Annotated in this window: 24 protein-coding genes; 13 read left to right on the top strand and 11 right to left on the bottom strand. The window is 73.9% G+C overall.

Features of this window, described 5'->3' with window-relative positions:
- Positions 1 to 11 precede the first annotated feature (11 nt).
- Positions 12 to 617: an exonuclease domain-containing protein gene (locus tag ACYVHQ_RS00300; RefSeq protein WP_460509817.1), complete on the top strand. Its 606-nt coding sequence runs from the start codon at positions 12 to 14 to the stop codon at positions 615 to 617.
- Between the two features lie 183 nt (positions 618 to 800).
- Positions 801 to 2,075 carry a DNA recombination protein RmuC gene (locus ACYVHQ_RS00295; protein ID WP_460509815.1) on the top strand — a complete coding sequence of 425 codons (1,275 nt, stop codon included), beginning with the start codon at positions 801 to 803 and terminating at the stop codon, positions 2,073 to 2,075.
- A 54-nt stretch (positions 2,076 to 2,129) separates the two neighbouring features.
- Here the strand turns inward: ACYVHQ_RS00295 and glpX are convergent, their stop codons facing one another.
- Complete coding sequence (glpX, locus tag ACYVHQ_RS00290) at positions 2,130 to 3,128, bottom strand: class II fructose-bisphosphatase (protein WP_460509813.1); 999 nt, start codon at positions 3,126 to 3,128, stop codon at positions 2,130 to 2,132.
- A gap of 140 nt (positions 3,129 to 3,268) precedes the next feature.
- Between glpX and ACYVHQ_RS00285 the strand changes: the two genes are divergently transcribed.
- Both ACYVHQ_RS00285 and fbaA read left to right on the top strand, forming a co-directional pair.
- Positions 3,269 to 6,838 (top strand): SdrD B-like domain-containing protein, encoded by a 3,570-nt coding sequence (locus ACYVHQ_RS00285; RefSeq protein ID WP_460509811.1) that lies wholly within the window; start codon positions 3,269 to 3,271, stop codon positions 6,836 to 6,838.
- A 133-nt stretch (positions 6,839 to 6,971) separates the two neighbouring features.
- Complete coding sequence (gene fbaA, locus ACYVHQ_RS00280; RefSeq protein WP_460509809.1) at positions 6,972 to 8,000, top strand: class II fructose-bisphosphate aldolase; 1,029 nt, start codon at positions 6,972 to 6,974, stop codon at positions 7,998 to 8,000.
- 65 nt (positions 8,001 to 8,065) lie between these two features.
- Here fbaA and ACYVHQ_RS00275 read toward each other — a convergent pair whose 3' ends face one another.
- A complete protein-coding gene (locus ACYVHQ_RS00275; RefSeq protein ID WP_460509807.1) occupies positions 8,066 to 8,647 on the bottom strand; it encodes a DUF6264 family protein in 582 nt (193 codons plus the stop codon).
- Positions 8,644 to 9,657, bottom strand: a complete 1,014-nt coding sequence (locus ACYVHQ_RS00270; protein ID WP_460511199.1) for a 4-hydroxy-3-methylbut-2-enyl diphosphate reductase — start codon at positions 9,655 to 9,657, stop codon at positions 8,644 to 8,646. Before ACYVHQ_RS00270 ends, ACYVHQ_RS00275 begins: the two co-directional genes overlap by 4 nt.
- A gap of 186 nt (positions 9,658 to 9,843) precedes the next feature.
- On the opposite strand from ACYVHQ_RS00270, the gene xseA reads away from it, so the two are divergent.
- From xseA to ACYVHQ_RS00245, 5 genes are all read left to right on the top strand, one after another.
- Entirely contained in the window at positions 9,844 to 11,130 is a 1,287-nt protein-coding gene (xseA, locus tag ACYVHQ_RS00265; RefSeq protein WP_460509805.1) for an exodeoxyribonuclease VII large subunit, read from the top strand.
- A 9-nt stretch (positions 11,131 to 11,139) separates the two neighbouring features.
- Positions 11,140 to 11,385 (top strand): exodeoxyribonuclease VII small subunit, encoded by a 246-nt coding sequence (locus ACYVHQ_RS00260; RefSeq protein ID WP_460509803.1) that lies wholly within the window; start codon positions 11,140 to 11,142, stop codon positions 11,383 to 11,385.
- Complete coding sequence (locus ACYVHQ_RS00255; protein ID WP_460509801.1) at positions 11,382 to 12,056, top strand: DUF4245 domain-containing protein; 675 nt, start codon at positions 11,382 to 11,384, stop codon at positions 12,054 to 12,056. The genes ACYVHQ_RS00260 and ACYVHQ_RS00255 overlap by 4 nt, the downstream gene beginning before the upstream one ends.
- Positions 12,057 to 12,109: 53 nt before the next feature.
- Positions 12,110 to 12,700, top strand: coding sequence for a carbonic anhydrase (locus tag ACYVHQ_RS00250; protein WP_460511198.1), 591 nt, complete (start codon positions 12,110 to 12,112; stop codon positions 12,698 to 12,700).
- A gap of 82 nt (positions 12,701 to 12,782) precedes the next feature.
- Complete coding sequence (locus ACYVHQ_RS00245; RefSeq protein ID WP_460509799.1) at positions 12,783 to 14,183, top strand: class II fumarate hydratase; 1,401 nt, start codon at positions 12,783 to 12,785, stop codon at positions 14,181 to 14,183.
- 21 nt (positions 14,184 to 14,204) lie between these two features.
- Here the strand turns inward: ACYVHQ_RS00245 and ACYVHQ_RS00240 are convergent, their stop codons facing one another.
- The 3 genes from ACYVHQ_RS00240 to ACYVHQ_RS00230 all read right to left on the bottom strand — a co-directional run bounded on the left by ACYVHQ_RS00240 (position 14,205) and on the right by ACYVHQ_RS00230 (position 17,271).
- Positions 14,205 to 14,735, bottom strand: a complete 531-nt coding sequence (locus ACYVHQ_RS00240; protein ID WP_460509797.1) for a prepilin peptidase — start codon at positions 14,733 to 14,735, stop codon at positions 14,205 to 14,207.
- Positions 14,736 to 14,897: 162 nt separating this feature from the next.
- Entirely contained in the window at positions 14,898 to 16,190 is a 1,293-nt protein-coding gene (locus ACYVHQ_RS00235; RefSeq protein ID WP_460511197.1) for a PhoH family protein, read from the bottom strand.
- A 292-nt stretch (positions 16,191 to 16,482) separates the two neighbouring features.
- Positions 16,483 to 17,271, bottom strand: a complete 789-nt coding sequence (locus ACYVHQ_RS00230) for an isoprenyl transferase (RefSeq protein ID WP_460509795.1) — start codon at positions 17,269 to 17,271, stop codon at positions 16,483 to 16,485.
- 100 nt (positions 17,272 to 17,371) lie between these two features.
- On the opposite strand from ACYVHQ_RS00230, the gene trhA reads away from it, so the two are divergent.
- Positions 17,372 to 18,136 (top strand): PAQR family membrane homeostasis protein TrhA, encoded by a 765-nt coding sequence (gene trhA, locus ACYVHQ_RS00225; protein WP_460509793.1) that lies wholly within the window; start codon positions 17,372 to 17,374, stop codon positions 18,134 to 18,136.
- A gap of 9 nt (positions 18,137 to 18,145) precedes the next feature.
- Here the strand turns inward: trhA and ACYVHQ_RS00220 are convergent, their stop codons facing one another.
- Positions 18,146 to 18,538: a hypothetical protein gene (locus tag ACYVHQ_RS00220; RefSeq protein ID WP_460509791.1), complete on the bottom strand. Its 393-nt coding sequence runs from the start codon at positions 18,536 to 18,538 to the stop codon at positions 18,146 to 18,148.
- Positions 18,535 to 19,461 carry a mycothiol conjugate amidase Mca gene (mca, locus tag ACYVHQ_RS00215; RefSeq protein ID WP_460509789.1) on the bottom strand — a complete coding sequence of 309 codons (927 nt, stop codon included), beginning with the start codon at positions 19,459 to 19,461 and terminating at the stop codon, positions 18,535 to 18,537. The genes ACYVHQ_RS00220 and mca overlap by 4 nt, the downstream gene beginning before the upstream one ends.
- A gap of 77 nt (positions 19,462 to 19,538) precedes the next feature.
- Here mca and ACYVHQ_RS00210 point away from each other — a divergent pair, with 77 nt between their 5' ends.
- Both ACYVHQ_RS00210 and greA read left to right on the top strand, forming a co-directional pair.
- Positions 19,539 to 19,952 (top strand): DUF4307 domain-containing protein, encoded by a 414-nt coding sequence (locus ACYVHQ_RS00210; protein ID WP_460509787.1) that lies wholly within the window; start codon positions 19,539 to 19,541, stop codon positions 19,950 to 19,952.
- 145 nt (positions 19,953 to 20,097) lie between these two features.
- On the top strand, positions 20,098 to 20,589 hold the full coding sequence (gene greA, locus ACYVHQ_RS00205) for a transcription elongation factor GreA (protein ID WP_460509785.1): 492 nt from the start codon (positions 20,098 to 20,100) through the stop codon (positions 20,587 to 20,589).
- A gap of 90 nt (positions 20,590 to 20,679) precedes the next feature.
- On the opposite strand, the gene ilvA is transcribed toward greA, so the two are convergent.
- Together ilvA and ACYVHQ_RS00195 are read right to left on the bottom strand one after the other, a co-directional pair.
- The gene (gene ilvA / locus ACYVHQ_RS00200; protein WP_460509783.1) at positions 20,680 to 21,918 is read right to left on the bottom strand and encodes a threonine ammonia-lyase; all 1,239 of its coding nucleotides are present in this window, start codon (positions 21,916 to 21,918) and stop codon (positions 20,680 to 20,682) included.
- Entirely contained in the window at positions 21,911 to 23,182 is a 1,272-nt protein-coding gene (locus ACYVHQ_RS00195) for an AI-2E family transporter (RefSeq protein ID WP_460509781.1), read from the bottom strand. The genes ilvA and ACYVHQ_RS00195 overlap by 8 nt, the downstream gene beginning before the upstream one ends.
- Before the next feature lie 68 nt (positions 23,183 to 23,250).
- Between ACYVHQ_RS00195 and ACYVHQ_RS00190 the strand changes: the two genes are divergently transcribed.
- The gene (locus ACYVHQ_RS00190) at positions 23,251 to 24,447 is read left to right on the top strand and encodes a winged helix-turn-helix domain-containing protein (protein WP_460509779.1); all 1,197 of its coding nucleotides are present in this window, start codon (positions 23,251 to 23,253) and stop codon (positions 24,445 to 24,447) included.
- Positions 24,448 to 24,454: 7 nt separating this feature from the next.
- On the opposite strand, the gene ACYVHQ_RS00185 is transcribed toward ACYVHQ_RS00190, so the two are convergent.
- Positions 24,455 to 25,036, bottom strand: a complete 582-nt coding sequence (locus ACYVHQ_RS00185) for a LemA family protein (protein ID WP_460509777.1) — start codon at positions 25,034 to 25,036, stop codon at positions 24,455 to 24,457.
- Positions 25,037 to 25,134: the final 98 nt, after the last annotated feature.

The raw sequence follows: 25,134 nt of genomic DNA, 5'->3' as shown, positions 1-25,134 counted from the left end.
ACCATCGTCGTGTGCCCATCGACTTCACCGCGATCGACTTCGAGACCGCGAACCAGCACAGTGCGTCCGCCTGCTCCGTCGGCCTCGTCAAGGTCCGCGACGGCGTCGTCGTCGACCGCGTCGGCTGGCTGATCCGGCCACCGGCCGGGCACGACGAGTTCCTGTACTGGAACACGCGCATCCACGGCATCGTCGCGGGCGACGTCGTCGCCGCCGACGACTGGGCCGAGCAGTTCGAGCGCCTCTGCGCCTTCACCGGCGACGACGTGCTCGTCGCCCACAACGCCCGCTTCGACGTGGGCGTCATCACCGCGGCGTGCGCAGCGACCCAGGTCGCGCCTCCTGCCTCGCGGTACCTCTGCAGCCTGCAGGTCGCCCGCCGCACCTACGTGCTCGACTCGTACCGCCTGCCGGTCGCGGCGGCGGCCGCGGGGTTCCGGGACTTCCCGCACCACGACGCCCTCGCCGACGCCGAGGCCTGCGCCGCGATCGTCGTGCACGCCTCCGCGCACCACGGCGTCGACGACCTCGACGACCTGGCCGAGGCGGCCGGGGTGCGCATCGCGACGATCGCCCCGCGCGCGCGCGACGCGCAGCGCACCGTCACGTTCCGCTGACGCTCGCGGCTGCCGCGCGGGCTGCGGCGCGGGCTGCCGCGAACCAGTCCTCTGCCGCCGAACCAGGCAGACGACTGGTCCGAGCCCAGGTGCCTGGTTCGCGGCGGCCCGCGGCGGTCGCCCGGCCGAGCGGGCAGCACCCCGGCGACCGGCGGTGTCGGAGGCCGCTGCCAGACTCGCGGCATGTCACCGCTCGTCGCCCTGTTCCTCGGCCTGCTCGTCGGCCTCGTCCTCGGCGCCCTGCTCGGCCTGCTCGCCGCGCGCGCCCGCTCCACCGGCCGTGAGGCCTCCCTCGCCGCCGACCTCGCCGGCGCCCGCGCCACCTCCGAGGGGCTGCGCGCGCAGCTCGCGGCGCTCGACGAGCAGCACCGCCGCCAGGTGCTCGCGCAGGAGGCCCGGCTCGCCGAGTTCCAGGACCGCCTGCGCGACGTGCGCATCGCCGAGGCGGAGCGGCAGCGCACCGACGGGCAGGTGATGGTCGCCCTCAGCCCCGTCGCGGAGAGCCTGCGCACGGTCCAGCAGAAGGTCGCCGAGCTCGAGGAGCAACGCAGCCTGCAGTACGGGGCGCTCAGCGAGCAGCTGCGCACCGCGGCGGAGTCGGAGGAGCGCCTGCGCAGCACCGCCGAGGCCCTCGCCGCGGCCCTCCGCTCGAACAGCACGCGGGGCGTCTGGGGCGAGACGCAGCTGCGCAACGTCGTCGAGGCCGCCGGCCTGCTGGAGCGCGTCGACTTCGACGTGCAGGCGTCGGTGTCGAGCGACGCCGGTGCCGGTCGCCCCGACATGGTCGTGCACCTGCCCGGCGGCGGCGCCATCGCGGTCGACGCCAAGGTGCCCTTCAGCGCCTACCTCGAGGCGAGCGCGATCCCCGCCACGGCGACGGGCGACGAGGCCGCCCGCCGCACGAAGCTCGTCGCGCAGCACGTCCGTGCGCTCCGCGCGCACGTCGACGCCCTCTCGGCGAAGGAGTACTGGGCCGGCCTCGACCGCTCCCCCGAGCTCGTCGTCGCCTTCGTGCCGAGCGAGTCGCTCATCGCCTCGGCGCTCGAGGCCGATCCCGCCCTGCTCGACCACGCCTTCTCGAAGCGCGTCGCCCTCGCCTCGCCCGTGACCCTCTGGTCGGTGCTCAAGACCGTGGCGCTCAGCTGGCAGCACGACGTCGTCACGCAGGAGGCCAAGACGCTCTTCGACCTCAGCCGAGAGCTCTACGGACGCCTCTCCACCATGGCCGGCCACGTGGACAAGCTCGGCCGGTCGCTGCGCGGCTCGGTCACCGACTACAACCGGTTCGTCGGTTCGCTGGAGCGGACCGTGCTCCCCTCCGCCCGACGCCTCAGCGTGCTCGACGAGTCGAAGGTGCTGCCGACGCCCGCCACGATCGACGACGCGCCCCGTGAGCTGACGGCGCCCGAGCTGACGCGGGCACTGCTCGACGAGGGCTCGTCGCGGACCGACGCGTGACCGGCTGACGGCCGGAGGCGGGCCCGCGCCGCGCCTCCCGCCGTCACCCGCGGGTCAGGCGTCCTCGCCGTACCACTTCGACACGAGGTGGTCCGCCTCGACGCGGCGGATGGTGCCCGAGTGCGAACGCAGCACGATGCTCGAGGTGCGGATCATGCCCTGCTTGCGCTTGACTCCCGCGACGAGCGCGCCGTCGGTGACGCCCGTGGCGACGAAGTACGCGTTGTCGCCCTTGACGAGGTCGTCTTGGTCGAGCACCCGGTCGAGGTCGTGGCCGGCGTCGACCGCCGTCTGACGCTCGGCGTCGTCCTTCGGGGCCAGGCGCGTGAGGATCAGGCCGCCGAGCGCCTTGACGGCGCACGCCGTGATGATGCCCTCAGGGGTCCCTCCGATGCCCACGCACATGTCGATGCGCGAGTCGGGCCGGGCGGCGTTGATGCCGCCCGCCACGTCGCCGTCGAGCAGGAGGCGCGTGCCCGCGCCCGCCTCGTGCACCTGACGGATGAGGTCGGCGTGACGCGGCCGGTCGAGCACGGCGACCTGGAGGTCCTCGACGGCGAGGCCCTTGGCCGCCGCGAGCGCGCGCACGTTCTCGCCGATGGGCTTGTCGAGGTCGATCACGCCGATGCCCTCGGGCCCGGTGACGATCTTGTCCATGTAGAAGACGGCGCTCGGGTCGAACATGCTGCCGCGGTCGCTCACGGCGATCACGGAGAGGGCGTTCATGCGGCCGGCGGCCGTGAGGCTCGTCCCGTCGATGGGGTCGACGGCGATGTCGCAGGCGGGCCCGATGCCGTTGCCCACGCGCTCGCCGTTGAACAGCATGGGCGCCTCGTCCTTCTCGCCCTCGCCGATGACGACGAGGCCGTCGAAGGCGACCGTGCCGAGGAACTTGCGCATCGCGTCGACCGCGGCCTTGTCGGCGGCGTTCTTGTCGCCCTTGCCGATGAAGGGCGCGCTCCGGATCGCCGCCGCCTCGGTGGCCCTCACCAGCTCCATGCCCAGGTTGCGGTCGGGGTGCGAGTAGAGGTCTCCGGATGCGCTGTCAGCCATGCTCCCGACCTTACTCGCGGCGCACGCCGCGAGCAGTCGTCGCGCACGGACGTGCAACGACCGACATGTCGCATGAGGTGTAGACATGTCGTGCGAAACCCGTACGATGAGGCATGAAAGCCTCCGTCAGAAAGGCCCCCATGCACCTCGCCCCACCGTCCGACCGCCGGCACCTCCGATGGCGCCCCCTCCTCGCGACGACCGCTGCGCTCGCCCTGGTGGCGGGGGCCGCACCGTCCGCAGCCGTCGCGTCCCCCGAGCCCGCGTCCCTCGACGCCCCTCCGCGCCCCACCGCGAGCGCCGACCTCGTCCTGGGCATCGCCTCCTCGGAAGACGGGCACGGGCCCTTCACCCACGACTCCGAGCCGGGCGGTGACGGCTCCGGCCGCAACGGGCGCGTCCGGACGGCCGACGCGGTGACGTGGTCCGTGTCGGTCTCGCCCCGCGCGTCGTCGGCGGAGGACGCCGTCCTCACCCTGCGCGCGGCCGAGAACACGGTCTTCGACCGCCTGCCCGAGCAGTGCGCCGCGGGCTCGGAGCTCCGCGCGACCGAGCTCACCTGCCAGCTGGGCGACCTCGACAACGGCGTCACCGTGCTCCCCGTCGTCACGAGGGTCCCCCAGGAGGCCCACGACGGCAGCAGCGTCCGCATCGAGGGCGACCTCACCGCCGCGGGCGTGGAGGGCGTGAGCGCAGCGTCCGACTCGCTCACCGTCACCGCGGCACCCCGCTGGGACCTCGCGGCGACAACGGCGGTCCCCCTGTTCGAGCGTGCGACGGAGCCGGGCGGGGACCGCTCGGGCTTCCAGATCACCTACCCGGTCCTCCTGCACGGCAACAGCCTCGACCCCGCCCAGGGCACCCTCGGCCTCGAGGCCCTCGCGGGCGAGGTGACCTTCGTCGACGACGTCTCGAAGATGTACGGCTCGCAGGCGAGCCCAGCCGTCCTGGCGCCCCGGGGCGCGGAGGCACGGCCCTGCGGCGTCAACGTCGACGAGTTCCCCGGCCTCCCGGCAGGCCGGGGAGGCGGCGACCGCGCGGTCGTCGACTCCGGGACGATCACGTGCACGCAGGCCGCTCCGGGCGAGCCGGTCACGGTGAGGCTCACGGGCGTCGACTCGACGCTGTCGTCGGTGCCGACGGCGTCGGCCTCCGGCGGACCCGTCACGGGGGGCGTCAAGCCGTACGCCGTGTCGGCGTGGATCAGCCTCTGGGTCCCCGAGCCCCCGGTCGGCGACTCCTTCACGGCCCGCAACGTCTACCGCGACCTCGTCGCGCCGTCGGTCACGGGTCAGGAGAACTACCCGGGCGGTACCGAGCCCCTCGGCAACAACAGGGTCGACCGCAACATCGGCGCCTTCGACGGGGTCGTCGCCTCCCAGCGCTACTGGGGGGTCGAGCAGGGCACCACGACCACCTTCGTGGCCTCGGGCAAGTACGACGAGCCCTACGTCACGCCCGGTCAGGACGCCCTCGTGCGAGCGACCCTCCGCAACACCGGCACCGAGGCCTGGTCCGGGACCACCGTCTGCACGGTGCTCGACCGCGACGTGCAGTCGATCCGTCGAACGGGCCGCACCTGGGCGACGTCGTCCGCGCCGAAGGTCACGGGCGCCCCTCTCTTCGCGCCGTTGGGCTCCGACGACCCCGCCGACCTGCGCGACGCCACCTGCGACGACGACCACACCTGGTACGCCGATCCCGAGAAGGTGCCGGGCGGAGCCTCCGCCGTGGGCAAGGTGCGTTGGACCTACGACCACCCCGGCGACCAGCAGCTGGGGTTCACGACCCTGGTGGGCGTGCACGACGACCTGGCCGACCACACGCGCCTGCGGTCGTTCACCAGCGTGCAGCGCACCCCCAGCGCCGCCTGGGTGCACGACACGGCCTCCGCGGACGAGGCGAACGGCGGACTCTCCGACTTCCTCACCGTGACGGCGGACCTCGCTCGGGTCACGACCAAGATCGTCGACCCCGGGACCGACGCCGACAGCACGCGCGACGAGACGCAGTACGCCCAGGCGGGCGACGAGGTCGAGCTCGCCGTCTACCCCACCGTCACCAACGCCAAGGGAGGCGGCCTGTCCGACACCCTCGTCGTGCACGACCTGATCCCCGAGGGCTCGGAGTACGTGCGGGGCAGCGCCTCACCGGGTGAGCCCGAGGTCGACGAGGTCACGGTCGACGGGCGGCCTCGACAGCGCCTGACGTGGCGGTTCATTGACGTGCACCCCAACGACCCGCTGGCACCGGTCACCTTCCGCGTGCAGCTCGGCGCCGCCGTGGGCCCGGGCACGTCCCAGGCCGAGGTCGTGTGGGACCGCGACGTCTCCGAGTCCCCGCGCAAGCGCGCCACGAGGGGCCTGCACGTGCTCGCGGGGGCGGGGTTCACCGTACGGCAGGACGTCGACGCGCCCCTCCACGTCGTCCGCGACGACGTGACCTTCACGCTCCGCTACCAGGACCTCGCGCCCAGCGCCCTGCCGTCGTCCTCCCTCGTGACGGTCCTGCCCCACGACGGTGACGATCGCGGCACCGAGACCGGGGGTCGTGTCGTGCTCGCGAGCGCCGTCGACCCCGCCGACCCCTCCGAGACCGTCCGCTACACGCGGGCCCCTGCCGACGAGGTCCCCGCGGACCCCGCCGACGACGGGCCGCGCTGGTGCCCGGAGGCCGAGTTCGGCGCCGCGGGGTGCCCGGCCGCGCTCTCCGACGTCACGGCGGTGCGGATCGACCGCGCCAACCCCGTGGCCTCGGGCCAGGTCGTGCTGCACGACCTCGTCGTGCGCGTGGACGGCGGGCAGCCGGACGCACGCCTCGGCAGCGACTTCACCTTCCGCGCCGAGAGCGTCGCCACGGCCGTCACCTCGCGGACGGCACGCACGGCCTTCGCCTCGGGGGCCGTGGGCGGCCGCGCCTGGCTCGACGAGGACTCCGACGGCCTGCGGGGCGACGACGAAGCTGCTCTGCCCGGCACCGAGGTCGCCCTCAGCGGGACCGACGACCGTGGCGACGCCGTCACCGCGACGACCACGACCGACGAGGAGGGTCGGTACGGCTTCGACGCGCTCCGGCCCGGCGACTACCGCCTCGACTTCGGGCGGGCGGAGCACGGGTGGACCACGCGGCACGTCGGCGACGACCCCACGATCGACTCCGACGTCGACGAGGACGGCGTCGCCCCCGTCACGCTCCTCCGCCTCGACGCGGAGGACGGCACCCTGGCGGGCGTCACCCGCGCGCTGACCGTCGACGCCGGAGCGCTCCCCGCCGACGCCGGCAACGGCGTCGGACCCGTCGATCCACCGGTCGCTCCACCGGCCACTCCCGGTGACGGCGAGGGCGAGGGCGAGGGCGACCCCGAGGTCGTCGCACCCACCGAGCCCGGTGACAGCGGGAACGGAGGCGCGCCCGTGGTCGACCCGCCCGCCGCACCCGGCGACGGCGACGGGGACGGGGACGGGGACGGCGAGGGCGACGGGGACGGCGACGGCGACGGCGACGTGGTCACCGGACCGCTCCCGGATGACCGCCCGGGTACCGGGACGGCGGGCGGGACCGGCGCGGCGACGACCGCGGCGGCCGAGGCGAGCCCGCACCGGCAGCTCGCCTTCACCGGCGCCGCCGTCACGCTCGGCGCGGCGCTCGCCGCCTTGCTCGCCGTCGGCCTCGGCGGCCTGGCGGTCCTCCGTCGGCGCCGCGAGGGCTGACCGGCACCCCCTTGTCCACGGCCCGGCCACCCCCTCCCGGGGCGGCCGGGCCGTGGCCTGTCCGGAGCACCCGTCGGTAGGCTGGCGGCGGATCCGTGCCCCGGACCTCCTGGTCCTGATCGAAGGAGATGCCATGCCCGTCGCCACCCCCGAGCAGTACGCCGAGATGCTCGACCGCGCGAAGACCAAGGGGTTCGCCTACCCCGCCGTGAACGTCTCGTCGTCGCAGACCATCAACGCCGTGCTGCAGGGGCTCACCGAGGCCGGCAGCGACGGCATCATCCAGGTCACCACGGGTGGCGCCGACTACTTCGCCGGGCAGACGGTCAAGAACCGCGCCGCGGGAGCGTTGGCCTTCGCCCGCTTCGCGACCGAGGTCGCCAAGAACTACCCGGTCACCGTGGCCCTGCACACCGACCACTGCCCGAAGGACGCCCTCGACGGCTTCGTCATGCCGCTGATCGCCGCCTCCGAAGAAGAGGTCAAGGCGGGCCGCAACCCGATCTTCCAGTCGCACATGTGGGACGGTTCGGCCGTGCCCCTCGACGAGAACATCGAGATCGCGCAGCAGATGCTGAAGCGCACCGCCGCGATCAACGCGATCCTCGAGGTCGAGATCGGCGTCGTCGGCGGCGAGGAGGACGGCGTGCAGCACGAGGGCTCGAACGAGGCCCTGTACACGACCGTGGGCGACGTCGAGAAGGCCGTCGAGGCCCTCGGGCTCGGCGAGCACGGCCGCTACATCGCCGCGCTCACCTTCGGCAACGTGCACGGCGTCTACAAGCCCGGCAACGTCAAGCTGCGCCCCGAGCTGCTCGGCGAGATCCAGCAGGGCATCCAGCAGCGCTTCGGCACGGCAGAGAAGCCCCTCGAGCTCGTCTTCCACGGCGGCTCCGGCTCGACCGACGACGAGATCGCCCGCGCCGTCGCCAACGGCGTCGTGAAGATGAACATCGACACCGACACGCAGTACGCCTTCAGCCGGTCCATCGCCGACACCGTGCTCAAGAACTACGACGGCTTCATCAAGGCCGACGGCGAGGTCGGCAACAAGAAGCAGTACGACCCCCGCGCCTGGGGCAAGGTCGCCGAGTCGGCCATGGCCGCCCGCGTCGTCGCCGCGACGAAGCAGCTCGGCTCGCACGGCCAGTCCCAGAGCTGACGCCCGACGGCACGACGGAGCCCCCGCGACCAGGGTCGCGGGGGCTCCGTCGTGCCGTGCGTCGCCTAGGAGAACGGACCGGGAGGGGCGGGCATGGAGCGGAGCGCCTCGACGAAGGAAGCGTCGCCCATGACGACGGCGACGACCGCGACGGCCTGCGCGAGCGTGAACGCCACCCCCGCGACGAGGGGCACCCAGAACGCGAGGCGCCCCGCCCGGAGGCGGCGGCGCGCGACGACGACGGCCAGGACGAAGAGCGCGACCGCGAGCACGGCCGACAGCACCCCCACGCGCTGCAGGGCGTCCTGCGCCGTGAAGTCGTCCACCGGGAACCCACGGTCGCGCAGCAGTGCCAGCAGCGACACGGCGAACGTCGAGGCGCCCAGGACCGCGACGACGACGTTGTAGGCCCCCAGGCCGAACAGCACCATCGTGACGATCCGGTCCGCGCGCGATCCGGGGCGCTGCGTCGGGGAGGCGGCCGGCGCGGCGGGCCGGTCGGCGCCTCCTGCGGTCGGGACGGGCTCGGCGACCGCGACGGGCTCGACCGGGCTCACCCAGCCGGGAGGCGCGTACTCGCCGTACTGCGGGCGCGGCCGGTCACCGGCGCCCTCCGGCCCGCGATCGCGTGCGGTGCCGTCGGTCATCGGGTGCGGCCGCCCAGGGCGCGCTCGTCGACGGCCCCGGTGGAGTCCTTCCGGAGCTCCTTCGGGAGGGAGAACATGAGGTCTTCTTCCGCGGTCTTGACCTCGGAGACGTCGCCGTAGCCGGCGTCCGCGAGGTCGTCGAGGACCTCCTGCACGAGGACCTCGGGCACGCTGGCCCCCGACGTGACCCCGACCGTCTCGACGCCGTCGAGCCACTCCTGGCGGATCTCGCTCGCGTAGTCGACGCGGTAGGCGGCCTTGGCCCCGTGCTCGAGGGCGACCTCGACGAGGCGCACGCTGTTCGAGCTGTTCGCCGAGCCCACGACGATCACGAGGTCGGCGCCGACGGCGACCTTCTTGATGGCGACCTGTCGGTTCTGCGTGGCGTAGCAGATGTCGTCGCTCGGCGGGTTCTGGATCGACGGGAAGCGCTCGCGCAGACGGCGCACGGTCTCCATCGTCTCGTCGACGCTGAGGGTCGTCTGCGACAGCCACACGAGGTTCTCGGGGTCGTCGACGACGAGGTCGTCGACCTCGTCGGGGTTCTGCACGAGGGTGGTCCGGTCGGCCGCGTGGCCCATGGTGCCCTCGACCTCTTCGTGGCCGGCGTGGCCGATGAGGATGATGTGACGGCCCTGGCTGCCGAAGCGTACGGCCTCGCGGTGCACCTTCGTGACGAGGGGGCAGGTCGCGTCGATCGCCTGGAGCCCCCGGTCGGCGGCACCCTGGACGACGGCCGGCGAGACGCCGTGCGCGCTGAACACGACGTGCGAGCCCTCGGGGACCTCCTCGACCTCGTCGACGAAGATCGCGCCCTGGGACTCGAGGGTCGACACGACGTGCACGTTGTGCACGATCTGCTTGCGGACGTAGACCGGGGAGCCGTAGTGCTCGAGGGCCTTCTCGACGGCGATGACCGCGCGGTCCACTCCTGCACAGTAGCCGCGTGGTGCCGCGAGCAGCACCCGCTTGGGTCCGGGGACGGGGGTATCCTTTAGCCTGTTGCGCACCGCGGGCACGCGTGGAGTCGGCAGGTCGATGGCGAGGGCGCCGTTGGTGATGTGGCTCACCCCCCGATCCTAGGTGCGGCTGCATGGTCGTGCACTGAGAGGGTGCCGTTCCCGCCCCGTCCGCGGTGCCGGAGCGACCGCGCCGGACCGCCCCGAGCCACGCCGACCGACCAGACAGGAGCCGCGATGACGATCGTGCCGCCACCGCCCACGGCCGACGCTCCCTGGCCCGTGGGCCTGCTCGCCGCCAAGCTCCGCGACTGGATCGACCGCCTGGGCACCGCCTGGGTCGAGGGCCAGGTCACGCAGTGGAACGTCTCGGGCGGCAACGTCTACGGCAAGCTGCGCGACCTCGAACAGGACGTCACGGTCTCGTTCTCGATCTGGTCCAGCGTGCGCTCCCGGGTGCCCGCCGACCTCAAGCAGGGCGACCACGTCGTCGCCGCGGTGAAGCCCAACTACTGGCTCAAGGGCGGCACGCTGACCCTGCAGGTCTTCGACATGAAGCACGTCGGCCTCGGCGACCTGCTCGAGCGGCTGGAGCGCCTCCGGGCGCAGCTCGCCGCCGAGGGCCTCTTCGACGCTTCGCGCAAGCGACGCCTGCCGTTCCTCCCCGGCTGCATCGGCCTCGTCACCGGCAAGGACAGCGACGCCGAGAAGGACGTCGTCCGCAACGCGCAGTTGCGCTGGCCCTCCGTGGCGTTCCGGGTCGTGCACGCCGCCGTGCAGGGCGATCGCACCGTGGGCGAGGTCACGGCCGCGATCGAGGCGCTCGACGCCGACCCCGAGGTCGACGTCATCATCGTCGCGCGCGGCGGCGGCGACTTCCAGAACCTCCTCGGCTTCAGCGACGAGCGCGTCGTCCGGGCCGCCGCCGCCGCGACGACCCCGATCGTGAGCGCGATCGGCCACGAGGCCGACCGCCCCCTGCTCGACGAGGTCGCCGACCTGCGGGCCTCGACCCCGACCGACGCCGCCAAGCGGGTCGTGCCCGACGTCGGAGAAGAGCTCGCCCGCGTGCAGGAGGCCCGCAGCCGCCTGCAGCGACGGCTCACGATGCTCGTCTCCACCGAGATCGACCGCCTCGGCGCGGTCCGCAGCCGCCCCGTCCTCGCCTCGCCGCAGACCCTCGTCGACCAGCGCGCCGACGAGGTCGTGCGGTACGTCGCGCGGGGCGAGGAGCTCCTGGAGCGCACGATCGAGCGCGCTCGCACCCGGGTCTCGGAGCTCACCGCCCAGCTGCGCGCGCTGTCGCCGCAGGGCACCCTCAGCCGGGGGTACGCCATCGCCCAGCTTCCCGACGGCACCGCGCTGCGCTCGCCCGACGACGCCCCCGACGGCACGGCGCTCGTGCTCACGGTCGAGGGCGGCAGCGTCGACGCCGTGAGCCGCGGCGGTGCCGGCACCGCGCCTCCTGCCGGCCCGGCGCAGACCGGCGCCTCCCCCACCGTCCCGTCCGCCGACGCTCGATAGGATCCCCCCGTGGCACAGTCCCCCTCCCCCGAGACCACCAGCGACGCCCCCGCCGACGTCTCGACCCTCAGCTACGAGGCCGCCCGTGACGAGCTCGTGGCGGTCGTCGCCGAGCTCGAGCAGGGCGCCTCCACGCTCGAGCGCTCGCTCGCCCTCTGGGAGCGCGGCGAGGCCCTCGCCGGCCGCTGCGAGGAGTGGCTGCTCGGGGCCCGCGAGCGCCTCGAGGCCGCACGGCGTCAGGCGCCCGCCTCGTGAGCAGCCCCGCGGGCGGCCCGCCAGGCCGGGCCAAGCCCCCGCGCGTCGTCGCCGAGCTCGGGCGGCCCGAGACCCCCGCCGAGACGGCCGATCGCAAGGCCGAGGCCTCGCGCAAGCGCCGGGCGAACCAGACGGCCCGCAACCTCGGGCTCTCGCTCGCCGCCTCGCTGCTCATCGTGCTGGTGCTCGTGCTGGTCGTCGCCCGGCCCGACACCGACCTCACCGAGACGGTCGACCACCGCGCCGTCGCGCAGCAGGCGCAGGCCAGCCTCGACGTCCCGCTCGTCGAGCCCGATGTGCCCGACGACTGGTCGGCCAACGCCGCCGAGGTCCGTCGCGGCGGCGCCGACGGGGTGCCCGCGTGGTACGTCGGCTTCGTCACGCCCGAGCGGCAGTTCGTCGGCTACCTGCAGGGCGTCGACGCCAACCCGACCTGGCTGTCCCAGCAGGTGGAGCAGGCGCTCGTGACCTCGACCGTCGCGATCGGCGGCCTCACCTGGGACGTCCGTGACCGCCGCGAGGCCGACGCCACGGGCAACCACGCGTACTCGCTGACCACCACGCTCGGGCGGAGCACGTTCGTGCTCTTCGGCACCGCCGACGACGCCGAGTTCCGTACGATCGCCGAGGCCGTCGCCGCCGAGGCGCAGGCAGAGCAGGAGACCCCGTGACCACCGACGCCGTACCCGCGCCGCACCGCACCCCCGGCGAGACCTGGGAGCGCATGCTCGCCGGCAACGAGCGCTTCGTCTCCGGCACCCCTCAGCACCCGCACCAGGACAGCGACCGCCGGTCGTCGCTCGCGGGCGGCCAGCGCCCCGTCGCCGCGCTCTTCGGCTGCGCCGACTCGCGCCTCGCCGCCGAGATCATCTTCGACGCGGGGCTCGGCGACCTGTTCGTCGTGCGCAACGCCGGGCAGGTCGTGGGCGACACCGTCCTCGCCTCGCTCGAGTACGCCGTCTCGGTGCTCGAGGTGCCGCTCGTCGTCGTGCTCGGCCACGACAGCTGCGGCGCGGTCGCCACCGCGATCTCCAGCGTCGAGGGAGGTGCGGCCCCGGGGTCGCGCTACCTGCAGGGCCTCGTCGACATGATCCTGCCGTCCGTGCGCCGTGCGCGCATCGAGGGCGGACCCGTCGACGCGCTCGACCCGCGCGAGGTCGGCCGCTTGCACATCCACGCCTCCGTGGCCTCGCTCGTCGAGCGTTCGGAGCTCCTGTCGACCGCCGTCGCAGAGGGTAGGTTGGCCGTGGTCGGTGCGAACTACGACCTCGCCGACGGGCGGGTCGACGCGTCGACCGTCGTCGGCCGACTCTGACCCGACGACGAGGGCGCGGCACATCCCGCCGCGCGCCGCACGCCCAGTGCCCCCCGAGGGCCGACGGAAGGACCACGACGACGTGACCACGCCCGAGACCGAGTACCGCACCGAGCACGACACGATGGGCGAGGTGCGGGTCCCCGCGTCGGCGCTCTACCGTGCCCAGACGCAGCGCGCCGTGGAGAACTTCCCGATCTCGGGCTCGCGTCTCGAGGCCGCGCAGATCGTCGCCCTGGCGCGCGTGAAGCGGGCCGCGGCCGTCGTCAACGGCGAGATGGGGATCCTCCCCCCGGCGATCGCCGACGCCGTCGCCGCGGCGGCCGACCGCATCGTCGCGGGCGAGCACCACGACCAGTTCCCCGTCGACGTCTACCAGACCGGCAGCGGCACCTCGTCGAACATGAACATGAACGAGGTGCTCGCCACCCTCGCGGGCACGGTCGAGGGCACGGCCGTGCACCCCAACGACCACGTGAACGCCTCGCAGTCCTCCAACGACGTGTTCCCCACCTCGGTGCACGTCGCCGTGACGGGTGCGCTCCTCGAGCAGCTCGTGCCGAGCCTCGAGCACCTCGCCGAGTCGCTCGAGCGCAAGGCCGAGGCCTGGGCGGGCGTGGTCAAGGCGGGCCGCACGCACCTCATGGACGCCACCCCGGTGACGCTGGGGCAGGAGTTCGGCGGGTACGCCCGGCAGGTCCGCCTCGGCATCGAGCGGGTCCGGTCGACCCTGCCCCGCGTCGCCGAGGTCCCCCTCGGCGGCACGGCGACGGGCACCGGCATCAACACGCCCGTGGGCTTCCCGCAGCGGGTCATCGCGCAGCTCGCCGCCGACAGCGGGCTGCCGATCACCGAGGCCGAGGACCACTTCGAGGCCCAGGGTGCCCGCGACGGGCTCGTCGAGGCCTCCGGCGCCCTGCGCGTGCTCGCCGTGAGCCTCACCAAGATCGCCAACGACCTCCGCTGGATGGGCTCCGGCCCCAACACGGGCCTGGGCGAGCTGCACATCCCCGACCTGCAGCCCGGTTCGTCCATCATGCCCGGCAAGGTCAACCCCGTGATCCCCGAGGCCGTGCTCATGGTCGGCGCGCGGGTGGTCGGCAACGACGCCACCATCGCCTGGGCGGGCGCCTCGGGCTCCTTCGAGCTGAACGTCGCGATCCCCGTCATGGGCACGGCCCTGCTCGAGTCCGTCCGCCTGCTCGGCAACGCGTCCCGCGTGCTCGCCGACAAGACCGTCGACGGCCTCGTGGCCGACGTCGAGCGCGCGCGGGCCCTGGCCGAGTCCTCGCCCTCGATCGTCACGCCGCTCAACCGCGTCATCGGCTACGAGGCCGCCGCCAAGGTCGCCAAGCACGCGGTCGCCGAGAAGGTCACCGTCCGCGAGGCCGTCGTGGCCCTGGGCTTCGTCGAGCGCGGCGAGGTCACCGAGGAGCAGCTCGACGCGGCGCTCGACGTGCTCAGCATGACCCGTCCCGGCTGAGCCGGAGGGAGCAGGACCGCGTCACGGGGGCGCGACGATCGTGAGGACGGTCGTCGCGCCTCCTGCCGTCTCGGCCAGGGCCACGGCCCACCAGCCCGCCAGGAGCGCCGGGCCGTACGGGACGGCGAGCGACCGCGGCGGGTCCGGGAGGGCGCGTGCCGCCCGACGCCGGCCCCGCGCGGCGACGGCGACCGCGCTGACCCCACCGCAGACGGCGGTCACGAGCCCCGCGAGGAGCGGCCCGGCGGGGTCGAGCAGGGCGGCGGCCCCCGTGAGCACCGCGGCGAGCTTGGCGTCGCCCATGCCCAGGCCGCCGCAGATCGCCACGGCGACCAGCAGGACCCCGACCGCGGTCGCCGCCGCGACCGCCCTCAGCACGGTGACCGCTCCCCCCGGCGCCGCACCGAGCACCGCGAGGCACGAGGCGAGCAGCCCCAGTGCCCCGGAGGCCACGAGGGCGTTGGGGAGCCGACGCCGTCGCACGTCGGCGACGACGAGGGGCGGGGTGACGAGGGCCAGGGCGAGGACGACGGGCAGGAGCGAGGGGTGCACGCGGCCAGCGTCCCCGAGGGAGCCCCACCGCGGGTCGGCCTCCGCGCCGGTCGTGGACGGGGCCCCTCGCCGCCTCGCGGTGGAGGAGTCGAGGGACCCGTGCCGACGGACGGAAGGACGGACGGACGGTCGGATGGACGGTCGAGCGCCACTGGCCAGGCGTCAGGCCAGCTCGTTCGTCTCCAGCAGCTCCGTGACGAGCGCCGCGATGGCCGACCGCTCCGAGCGGGTCAGCGTGACGTGGGCGAAGAGCGGGTGGCCCTTGAGCGTCTCGATCACCGAGGCGATCCCGTCGTGCCGGCCGACCCTCAGGTTGTCGCGCTGCGCCACGTCGTGCGTGAGCACCACCCGGGAGTTCTGCCCGATGCGGCTCAGCACCGTGAGCAGCACGTTGCGCTCGAGCGACTGCGCCTCGTCGACGATCACGAACGCGTCGTGCAGCGAACGACCGCGGATGTGCGTCAGCGGCAGCACCTCGAGCAGGCCCCGCTCCACCACCTCTTCGACGACGTTCTGCGAAACGACCGCGCCGAGGGTGTCGAAGACCGCCTGGCCCCACGGGCCCATCTTCTCGCCCGCGTCGCCCGGCAGGTAGCCGAGGTCCTGCCCGCCGACGGCGTAGAGCGGACGGAACACCATGATCTTCTTGTGCTGCTGCCGCTCGAGCACGGCCTCCAGGCCGGCGCAGAGGGCCAGTGCCGACTTGCCCGTGCCGGCGCTGCCGCCGAGGGACACGATGCCCACCTCGGGGTCGAGCAGCACGTCGACGGCGAGCCGCTGCTCGGACGACCGGCCCTGGAGCCCGAAGACGTCCTTGTCGCCGCGCACGAGCTTCGCCTCGCCCCGGGCCACGACCCGGCCCAGCGCGCCGCCCCGCTCGGACCTCAGCACGAGGCCCGTGCCGACCGGCAGCTCGGCGACCGCGCGCGACGACAGCCGCTCGGTCTCCCACAGGGTCGCCATCTGCTCGGCCGAGACCTCGAGGTCGGCGAGGCCCGTCCAGCCGCTCGCGACGACCTGCTCGGCCCGGTACTCCTCGGCCGTCAGCCCGATCGAGGCCGCCTTGACGCGCATCGGGAGGTCCTTCGAGACGACCGTGACGTCGAGGCCGTCGGCCGCGAGGTTGGAGGCCACCGCGAGGATCCGCGAGTCGGCGTCGCCGCCCTGCAGCCCGCTCGGCAGCACCGACTGGTTCGAGTGGTTGAGCTCGACGCGCAGCGAGCCGCCGTCGCCCATGGGCACGGGGAAGTCCAGCCGGCCGTGCTCGGCGCGCAGGTCGTCGAGACGACGCAGGGCCTGCCGGGCGAAGTAGCCCAGCTCGGGGTCGTGCCGCTTGCCCTCGAGCTCGCCCACGACGACGACGGGCAGGACCACGTCGTGCTCGGCGAAGCGCGTCAGCGCGGCGGGGTCCGACAGGAGCACCGACGTGTCGACGACGTAGGTGCGCTGGCCCACCGACCGCGCCCTCCTGCCGTCCGTCGTCGCCTGCTGCTGCGGGGCCTGGGGGATGTCGAACGCGGTCACGACCACTCCGTCTCCGGGTGCCCGTGCACCCGTGTGCCTTCGGCAGGACGGCCGCGGTGCGTCTCGAGCCGAACGTGCGTGGCCGTCTCGACCGGGCGCGGTGCCCGGTGAGCCGAACCTACGACGTGGGGCGGTCCTCCTGTCGTCCCGACGCGCCGTCGCGCGTGGCCGGAGGGTGAACGATCGGCGACGCCGGAGCGCACGGACGCAGGACCGGGAGCGCTCAGCTGCCGTAACGGCGGTGCCGGAGCGCGTAGTCGCGCACGGCGCGGAGGAAGTCGACCTCGCGCAGGTCGGGGTAGAACGCCTCCACGAAGTAGAACTCGCTGTGCGCGCTCTGCCACAGCATGAAGTCGCTCAGCCGCTGCTCGCCCGAGGTGCGGATCACGAGGTCGGGATCGGGCTGGCCGCCCGTGTAGAGGTGGTCGGCGATGAGCTCGGGGGTGAGCACCTCGGCGAGGGCGTCGAGCGTGCCGCCGGCGGCGTCGTGCGCGCGGACGATGCTGCGCATGGCGTCGGCGATCTCGCGGCGCCCGCCGTAGCCGACCGCGAGGTTGACGTGCAGCCCCGCCTTGTCGGCGGTGCGCTCCTGGGCCGCGCGCAGCGCGTCGCAGAGCACCGGGGGCAGGCCGTCGGTCGCGCCGACGTGCTGCACGCGCCAGTCGCGCTGGCGGCTGAGGCCGTCGGCGACGTCGGCGATGATGCCGAACAGCTCGTCCAGCTCGCGCGACTGCCGGTTGCCGAGGTTGTCGGCCGAGAGGAGGTACAGCGTGACCACGCCGATGCCGAGGTCGTCGCACCAGGAGAGGAACTCGGCGATCTTCGCGGCCCCGGCACGGTGCCCGTGGGCCGCCGTCTCGAGCATGCGCAGCTTCGCCCAGCGGCGGTTCCCGTCGACGATCATGGCGACGTGGTGCGGCAGCTCGGCGCCCTCGAGGCTGCGGCGGATGCGCCGCTGGTACAGGCGGTAGAGCAGCCCGTCGCTCTGGGGCGGACGTCTGCGGGCTCTCACACGCCTACGGTAGCCCACCCGATCGGGGGCGTCGGTGCCGCCCGCGCGACCCGGCCGACTTCCCAGCCCGGGCCTCCTGCCGCTCGCCTAGGCTGCGAGCGTGACCGACCCCACGACCCCCCGTCGCGCTGCGGCCGAGGCGCCCGCCGAGCCCGACGACGGACCGGACCTGCCGAACCTGCCCCTGCTCGACGCGGCCGACGACGCGGCCCGCCGGGCCGCGATCGAACCGAAGCCGACCTGGCGCGGCTGGATCCACGCCGGCACCTTCCCCGTGGCGATCGCGACGGGCGTGGTGCTCGTGGTGCTCGCCCAGGGCGCCGCGGCGACGTGGGCCTGCGCCGTGTTCATGACGACGTCGCTGCTGCTGTTCGGCATCTCGGCCACCTATCACCGGTTCCCGTGGAGCCCGCGGGCCCGGCTGCTGCTGAAGCGGCTCGACCACTCGAACATCTTCCTGCTCATCGCCGGCACGTACACGCCGATCGCGGTGATCGCCCTGCCCCCGGCCAAGGGCACGCTGCTGCTCGTGCTGGTCTGGACGGGCGCCTTCTTCGGGATCCTCTTCCGCGTGTTCTTCGTGGGGGCGCCGCGTTGGCTCTACACCCCGCTCTACGTGCTGCTCGGCGTCGGCGCGCTGGGGTTCCTCGGCGACCTCTTCGCGGCGAACGTCGCCACGACGGTGCTGATCCTCGTCGGCGGGCTCTGCTACATCGTCGGGGCGACGTTCTACGCGCTGAAGGCGCCGAACCCGGCTCCGGGCCGGTTCGGGTTCCACGAGCTGTTCCACGCCCTCACCGTGGTCGCGTACCTCTGCCACTGGACCGCCGTGCTGCTCGTGGCCCTCGACCCGCCGAGGTTCTGACCCGAGGGGTCAGCGGCCCGCAGGAGGCGCGTCCGGCCCGTCGGGACCGCTCGCCCCGTCCGCGCCCCACGTCCCCGGCGCGTGCTCCTCGGGCCCGGCGTGCCCGACGCGCTCGTCGTGCTCACCGCGCTCGTCGTGCTCGGCGAGGGCATCGCGTTCCGCGCGCTCGGCCGCGATCCGTTCGCGCACCTCTCCCCGGTAGCGGGTGCGCCGTACGCGCCGGGTCATGTCGACGACGAGGAGCACGACGGCGATCGCCACGAGCGCCATGGCGACGAACCCGACCCAGCCGGGCGTGACCTGGGCCTCGTCGACGGTGCTGGGAGGCAGGGTGGGCGACGGCACGGGCTGGGCCAGCGCCCAGGCCACGACGCCGTCGGTGACGTGCGCGATCGGGCTCATCGGGCCTCCTGCCCTCGGGTGGCGTCGCCCGCCACGGGACGCTGCACGAGGCCGGCCAGGCCGTCGTCCTCGACGCCCGCGAAGAGGTCGTCCTCGTGCTCGGGCGCCTCGACGTGCGAGTGGACGAGCTGGAAGTCCTCCGTGGGCCAGGCCGCGACCTGCAGGTCGTTCGGCCAGAAGAAGAACGGGCTGTCGAGCGGCACCTGGCTCGCGTGGGCCCGGAGGGCCGCGTCGCGGACCGGGAAGTGCGCGGACACGTCGACGTGCGTCGTGGCGAGGTCGGGACGGCTGCCCATCCACTCGAGCATCTCGCCGAGGCGCTCGACGAGGGGCGACTCGGGCTGCTCGCGCTCGAGGTGCGCGAGCATCGCGCGCAGGCGCGCGACGTTCATGATGCGGTCGTAGTAGACCTTCTGCACCTGCCACGGCTCACCCGCGTCGGGGTAGCGGTCGGGGTCAGCGGCGGCGCGGTACGCCTCCATCGACGCCTCGTGGGCGCGGATGTGGTCGGGGTGCGGGTAACCGCCGTTCTCGTCGTAGGTGACGAGCACGTGCGGCTTGAAGCGGCGCACGATCGCGACGAGCGGCTCGGCGCTGGTCTCGAGCGGGATCGTCGCGAAGCCGTTGACGGCCACCGGCTCGCCCTCGGGCGGCAGGCCCGAGTCGGCGTAGCCGAGCCACAGGTGGTCGACGCCCATCGCCTCGCGGGCACGGGCCATCTCGTGCACGCGGAGGCCGGCGATGTCGCGCTCCGCGTGCGCACGAGCCTCGATCGCCTCGTTGAGGATCGACCCCTGCTCGCCGCCCGTGCAGCTCACGACGAGCACCTGGGCGCCCTGCTCGCGGTAGTGGGCGTAGGTCGCGGAGCCCTTGCTCGACTCGTCGTCGGGGTGGGCGTGGACCGCCAGCAGGCGCAGTGTCACGGGGGGTTCCTCGCTGTTCGCTCAGGAGAGCCGTTGCTACCCTGGGCCTCCAGGATAAACGGACGGAGCCTGACCGGATGCCCGAGGCCGACAGCACCGCCGCACGGCTCGACGCGCGGTACGGGCGCTCCCCCGACCGCCGACGCCGCCTGCGCCTCCTGGGCTGGACGGCCGGTGCGGCCGTGGTCGTCGTGTCGCTGCTCTGGGTCGTGTTCGTGGCCTTCGACGGCGACGGCAGCCGCCTCGAGGCGCGCGACACGGGCTACGAGATCGTCGACGACCGCGCCGTCGACGTGCAGTACACGATCAGCACCGAGCCCGGCACGCCGGTGCGCTGCGCCGTGCAGGCCCTCAACGACGTCCAGGCGATCATCGGCTGGAAGGTCGTCGACCTGCCCCCGACCGAGGCCCGCAGCACCACCTACACGACCTCGCTGGCGACCACCGAACGGGCCGTGACCGGGTTGATCTACCGCTGCTGGCTTCCGTAGACTCGGCCGGAACGCCATCCGAGACCGGCCGAGGGGCCGGTCTCCGTGTTCCTGTGGGCGATCTGTCCCGGCCCGACGCCCTGACGTCCGGCACCTGCGGCCTGCCGCAGCGGACGCATCGGCGCACCACGCGAACGGAGAGACGATGAACGACAACGACGCCACGACGTGGCTCACCACGGACGCCCGCGACCGGCTCCAGGCCGAGCTCGACCAGCTGAGCGGCGAGGGACGCCGCGAGATCGCCTCGCGCATCGAGGCGGCGCGCGAGGAGGGCGACCTCAAGGAGAACGGCGGCTACCACGCCGCGAAGGACGAGCAGGGCAAGATGGAGGCGCGCATCCGCACGCTGACCAACCTGCTCAAGCACGCCACGGTCGGCGAGGCCGACGGCGACGGCGGCGTCGTCACCCCGGGCACGGTCGTCACGGCGACCATCGCCGGCGACGAGAGCCGGTTCCTGCTCGGCAACCGCGAGATCATCGCCCCCGGCAGCGACCTCTCCGTCTACAGCGAGACGAGCCCGCTCGGCCAGGCCATCAACGGCCTCGCCGTGGGCACGGAGACGAGCTACACGGCCCCGAACGGTCGCGACATCGCCGTGCAGGTCGTCGCGGTCGAGCCGTACGTGCCCTGAGCCCGCACCGACCACGCCACGACGGCCCCGCCCCCCGAGGAGCGGGGCCGTCGTGCGTCGTGCCGGGGCGCAGGAGTCGCGGGCGACGCCCTAGAAGTCGGTCACGGGGTCGTACCCCGCCTCGCGCAGCCGCCGCAGCACCTCGTCGACGTGGTCGGGTCCGCGCGTCTCGACGCTGATCTCGAGCTCGACCTCGCTGATCTGCAGGCCGCGACCGTGCCGGGTGTGCAGGACCTCGACGACGTTGGCGCCGGCGTCGCTGAGGATCTCGGAGACGCGGGTGAGCTGGCCGGGTCGGTCGGGCAGCCCGATCCGCAGCCCCAGGTAGCGCTCGGCGGCGACGAGGCCGCGACCGATGACGCGTTCCATCATGAGCGGGTCGATGTTGCCGCCGCTGAGCACGATGACGGTCGTGCCGAGGTCGCGCAGCTCGCCCGTGAGCACGGCGGCGACGCCGACGGCGCCCGCGGCCTCGACGACGAGCTTGGCCCGTTCGAGCATGACGATGAGCGCCCGGGCCACGTCGTCGTCGTCGACGGTGACGACGCGCTCGACGGTGTCGCGCACGATCTCGAAGTTGAGCACCCCGGGCCGTGCGACGGCGATGCCGTCGGCGATGGTGGGCTGCGCGACGACGTCGGTCCGCTCGCCCCGCTCCATCGACAGGGCGAAGGGCGCCGCGGCGGCCACCTGGACCCCGATCACGCGGACGACCCTGCCCGTGCCCGCGGTGCGCTGCGCGACCGCGCTGGCGATGCCCGAGATGAGGCCGCCGCCGCCGATCGGGACCACGATCGTGTCGACGTCGGGCACCTGCTCGAGGATCTCGAGGCCCACCGTCCCCTGGCCGGCGATGACGTCCGGGTGGTCGAAGGGCGGGATGAAGACGGCCCCGGTCGTCTCCGAGAAGTCGCGCGCCGCGCGCAGGGCCTCCTCGACGGAGTGCCCGCTGAGCACGACGTCCGCGCCGTAGTGCTTCGTCGCCTGCAGCTTCGGCAGGGCCACGCCGACCGGCATGAAGATGGTCGCGGCGATGCCGAGCTCCTTCGCCGCGAGGGCCACCCCCTGGGCGTGGTTGCCGGCGGAGGCCGCGACCACGCCGCGCTCGCGCTCCTCCGCCGTCAGCTGCGACAGCCGGTTGACGGCCCCCCGGATCTTGTACGAGCCCGTGCGCTGCAGGTTCTCGCACTTGAGGTGCACGGCGGAACCGAGCACCTGGGCCAGGTACTGCGAGCTCTCCATGGGCGTGCAGCGCGTGACGCCGGAGACGCGCTCGCGCGCGGCCTCGAAGTCGGCGAGGGTGGGACCGGCGATCGTGGGCTCAGGCATCGGTGGCAGCTCCTGCGGTCTCGACGAGGGGTGGAGCGGGCGTCGTCGGGGCGGGCGCGCCGGGCTCGGAGCGCCACCGCCCGCCGGCGAGGTGGTCGACGACCTCGTGCACGACGGCGAGCACGGGCACGGCGAAGAGCGCGCCGGGGATCCCGGCGAGGAGGGCGCCCGCGGCGACGCCGAAGACCACGGCCAACGGGTGCACCTTGACCGCGCTGCCCATGACGAACGGCTGCAGGAAGTGCCCCTCCAGCTGCTGCACGATGATCACGACCGCGAGCATCGCGACCGCCACCACCCAGCCGTTGTAGACGAGGGCGATGAGCACCGCGACGGCTCCGGTCACGACGGCGCCGACCACGGGGACGAACGCGCCGAGGAACACCCCGATGGTCACCGGCACGACGAGCGGCAGCCCCAGGAAGAAGGCTCCGGCCCCGATGCCGATGGCGTCGACGGCCGCGACGAAGATCTGCACCTTGACGAAGTTGGTGAGGGTCGTCCACCCCGCTCGACCGGCACCGTCGACGGGCACGCGGGCGCTCTGCGGGAAGATCCGCACGAACCAGCCCCAGATGTCGCGACCGCCGACGAGCACGAAGATCGTGGCGAAGAGGGTGAGCACGAGCCCGGCACCGACGTGCCCGACGGTCGTGCCGACCGAGAGGGCGCCGCGCAGCAGCGGCGCGCTGTCCTGCTGCAGCGTCCGCAGCGCGTCGCCGAGGTAGCCGTTCAGCTGCGCGTCGGTGACGTGCAGGGGCGAGTCGAGCAGCACCTGCTTGAGGTCCGCGTAGGCGTCGATCGAACGGTCGCGGAGGTCCGGCCAGCCGTCGCGCACCTGCACGACGACCGCGTAGACGAGCCCCGTGACGATCGTGATCGTCCCGACGAGGGTGACCACCACGGCGAGCCACTTCGGCCAGCGGTGCCGTTGCAACCACGACGAGAACGGCACCAGCAGGGCCGAGACCAGCAGGGCCACCATGAACGGGATCACGATGATCCGCAGCTGCACCACGAGCCACACGAAGACCGCGACGACGGCCACGACGACGAGGATCCGCCACGACCAGGCCCCCGCGATGACCATGCCCCGCGGCACGGACGGGTCGACGAGGACGCCGGCCGGGGCCGAGGGCGGGGCCGGGGGCACGACGGGAGGGGGCGTGACGGGGGCGGGCGGGCCTCCTGCCGGGGGACCAGCGGGACGCTCGCCCTCGGGACGGGGCGCCAGGGCACGGCGCAGCCGGGACAGCCGCTTCATGGGGCCAGTGTAGGGCCGGGTCGATGCCTGACATGGCATGTGTCGGCGGCCCTCGCTAGGGTCGCCGTGTGGCCGTCGACCAGCTCTCCCTGCCCCTCGCCCGACGGGTCGCGCTGGCCGCCCAGGGCTTCGGCCGGCCGCGACCGGCCGCGGTCGGCACGCGCCAGCTCGTCGGCGCGGTGGGGCGGCTGGGCCTGCTGCAGATCGACTCCGTGAACGTCTTCGAGCGCAGCCACCACCTGCCCGTGCTGGCCCGGCTCGGCCCCTACGACCGGGCGCAGCTCGACGGCCTGGTCCTCGCCCCGCCCGGCCGCTTCGTCGAGTACTGGGCGCACGAGGCGGCCATCGTCCCCGTCGACACCTGGCCGCTGCTCCGCTGGCGCATGGACGCCTACCGCGAGGCCTGGTCGCAGGGCGACTCCTGGCTGTCGGCGAACCCCGGCACCGCGTCGTGGCTGCTCGCCGAACTGCGCGAGAAGGGGCCGCTGCCCGCGAGCCTCGTCGAGCACGACGCGAACGTGCGCACGGGCCCGTGGTGGGGCTGGGGCGACGTCAAGCGCGGCCTGGAGGCCCTCTTCCGCACGGGCGACCTCGTCAGCGCCGGGCGACGTCGCTTCGAACGGGTCTACGCCCTGCCCGAGCAGGTGCTGCCGCCCGAGGTCCTCGCGCGTCGGGTGAGCCGACAGGAGGCGCACCTCGCCCTGGTCGAGCACGCCGCCCGGGCGCACGGGGTCGGCACCGCGGACGACCTCGCCGACTACTTCCGCCTGCGGGCCGCCGACGTCGCGCCGGCCCTGCGCACGCTGACCGAGGCCGGCGTGCTGCGACAGGTCGCCGTCGAGGGCTGGAGCCGTCCGGCCTGGCTGCACGCCGGGGCACGGCTGCCGCGCGCGATCGACGCCGACGCCCTGCTCTCGCCGTTCGATCCGGTGGTCTGGCACCGGCCGCGGGCCGAGCGGCTCTTCGGGTTCCGCTACCGCATCGAGATCTACACCCCGCGGGAGCGCCGCGTGCACGGCTACTACGTGCTGCCCGTCCTGCAGGGCGACCGGCTCGTGGGGCGCGTCGACCTCAAGAGCGACCGTCAGGCCGGCGTGCTGCGCGTGCAGGCCGCCTGGCGCGAGCGCGACCTGCCGGTCGACGTCGGACGCGTCGTGCGCCTGCTCGACGAGGCGGCGGCGTGGCAGGGGCTCGGGGCGATCGAGGTCGTCGACCGGGGCGACCTGGCCGCCGAGCTGCGCTCCGCCGTCGCCGGCTCGCCCTGACGCCGCGTCAGAACTGGACGCGCGGTGGCTCGGCGATGGCCGACGGCTGGGACACCTCGAAGAACTCGCGCTCGGCGTAGGCCGGCCCCCGGGCGAACAGCTTCGCCGGGAACGACCTCGCACCCGCGTTGAGCTCGCGCACGCTGCCGTTGTACGAGCGGCGGGCGGCCTGGATGCCGTCCTCCGTCTCGACGAGCTCGGACTGCAGCCGGAGGAACGCCTGGCTCGAGAGCAGCTGGGGGTACGACTCGGCGACCGCGAACACGGCCTTGAGCGACGTCTGCACCTCCGCCTCGGCCACGCTGGCCTCGGTCGGCGTCGTGGCGCTGGTCGTCTCGTCGCGTGCCGTCAGGAGGCGCTCGAAGACCGCGGTCTCGTGGGTCGCGTAGCCGTGGACCGCCTCGACGAGGTCGGGGACGAGCGCTCCCCGGCGGGCGAGCTGCGTGGTGATGTCGCTCCAGGCGTCGTCCACCCGCACGCGGCGGGCGATCAACGTGGTGCGGGCGGACCAGAACCAGATCCCCACGATCACGGCCAGCAGGACGACGACGCCCACGGTCACGAGGATGCCGACGGTGGCGGGTTCCATGACTGATCACTCCCTCGGTGCGCAGGGCCTCCTGGTGGTGCGCCGTCGGATTCGGCGCGGGAGCCCCTCGAACACTGTAGGACAGCGCCCTCCGGGAG

It is taken from the genome of Frigoribacterium salinisoli (genome assembly GCF_054781095.1).
Note: the sequence above shows the minus strand (reverse complement) of the source record. Positions and strands in the feature narration are given on the sequence as shown.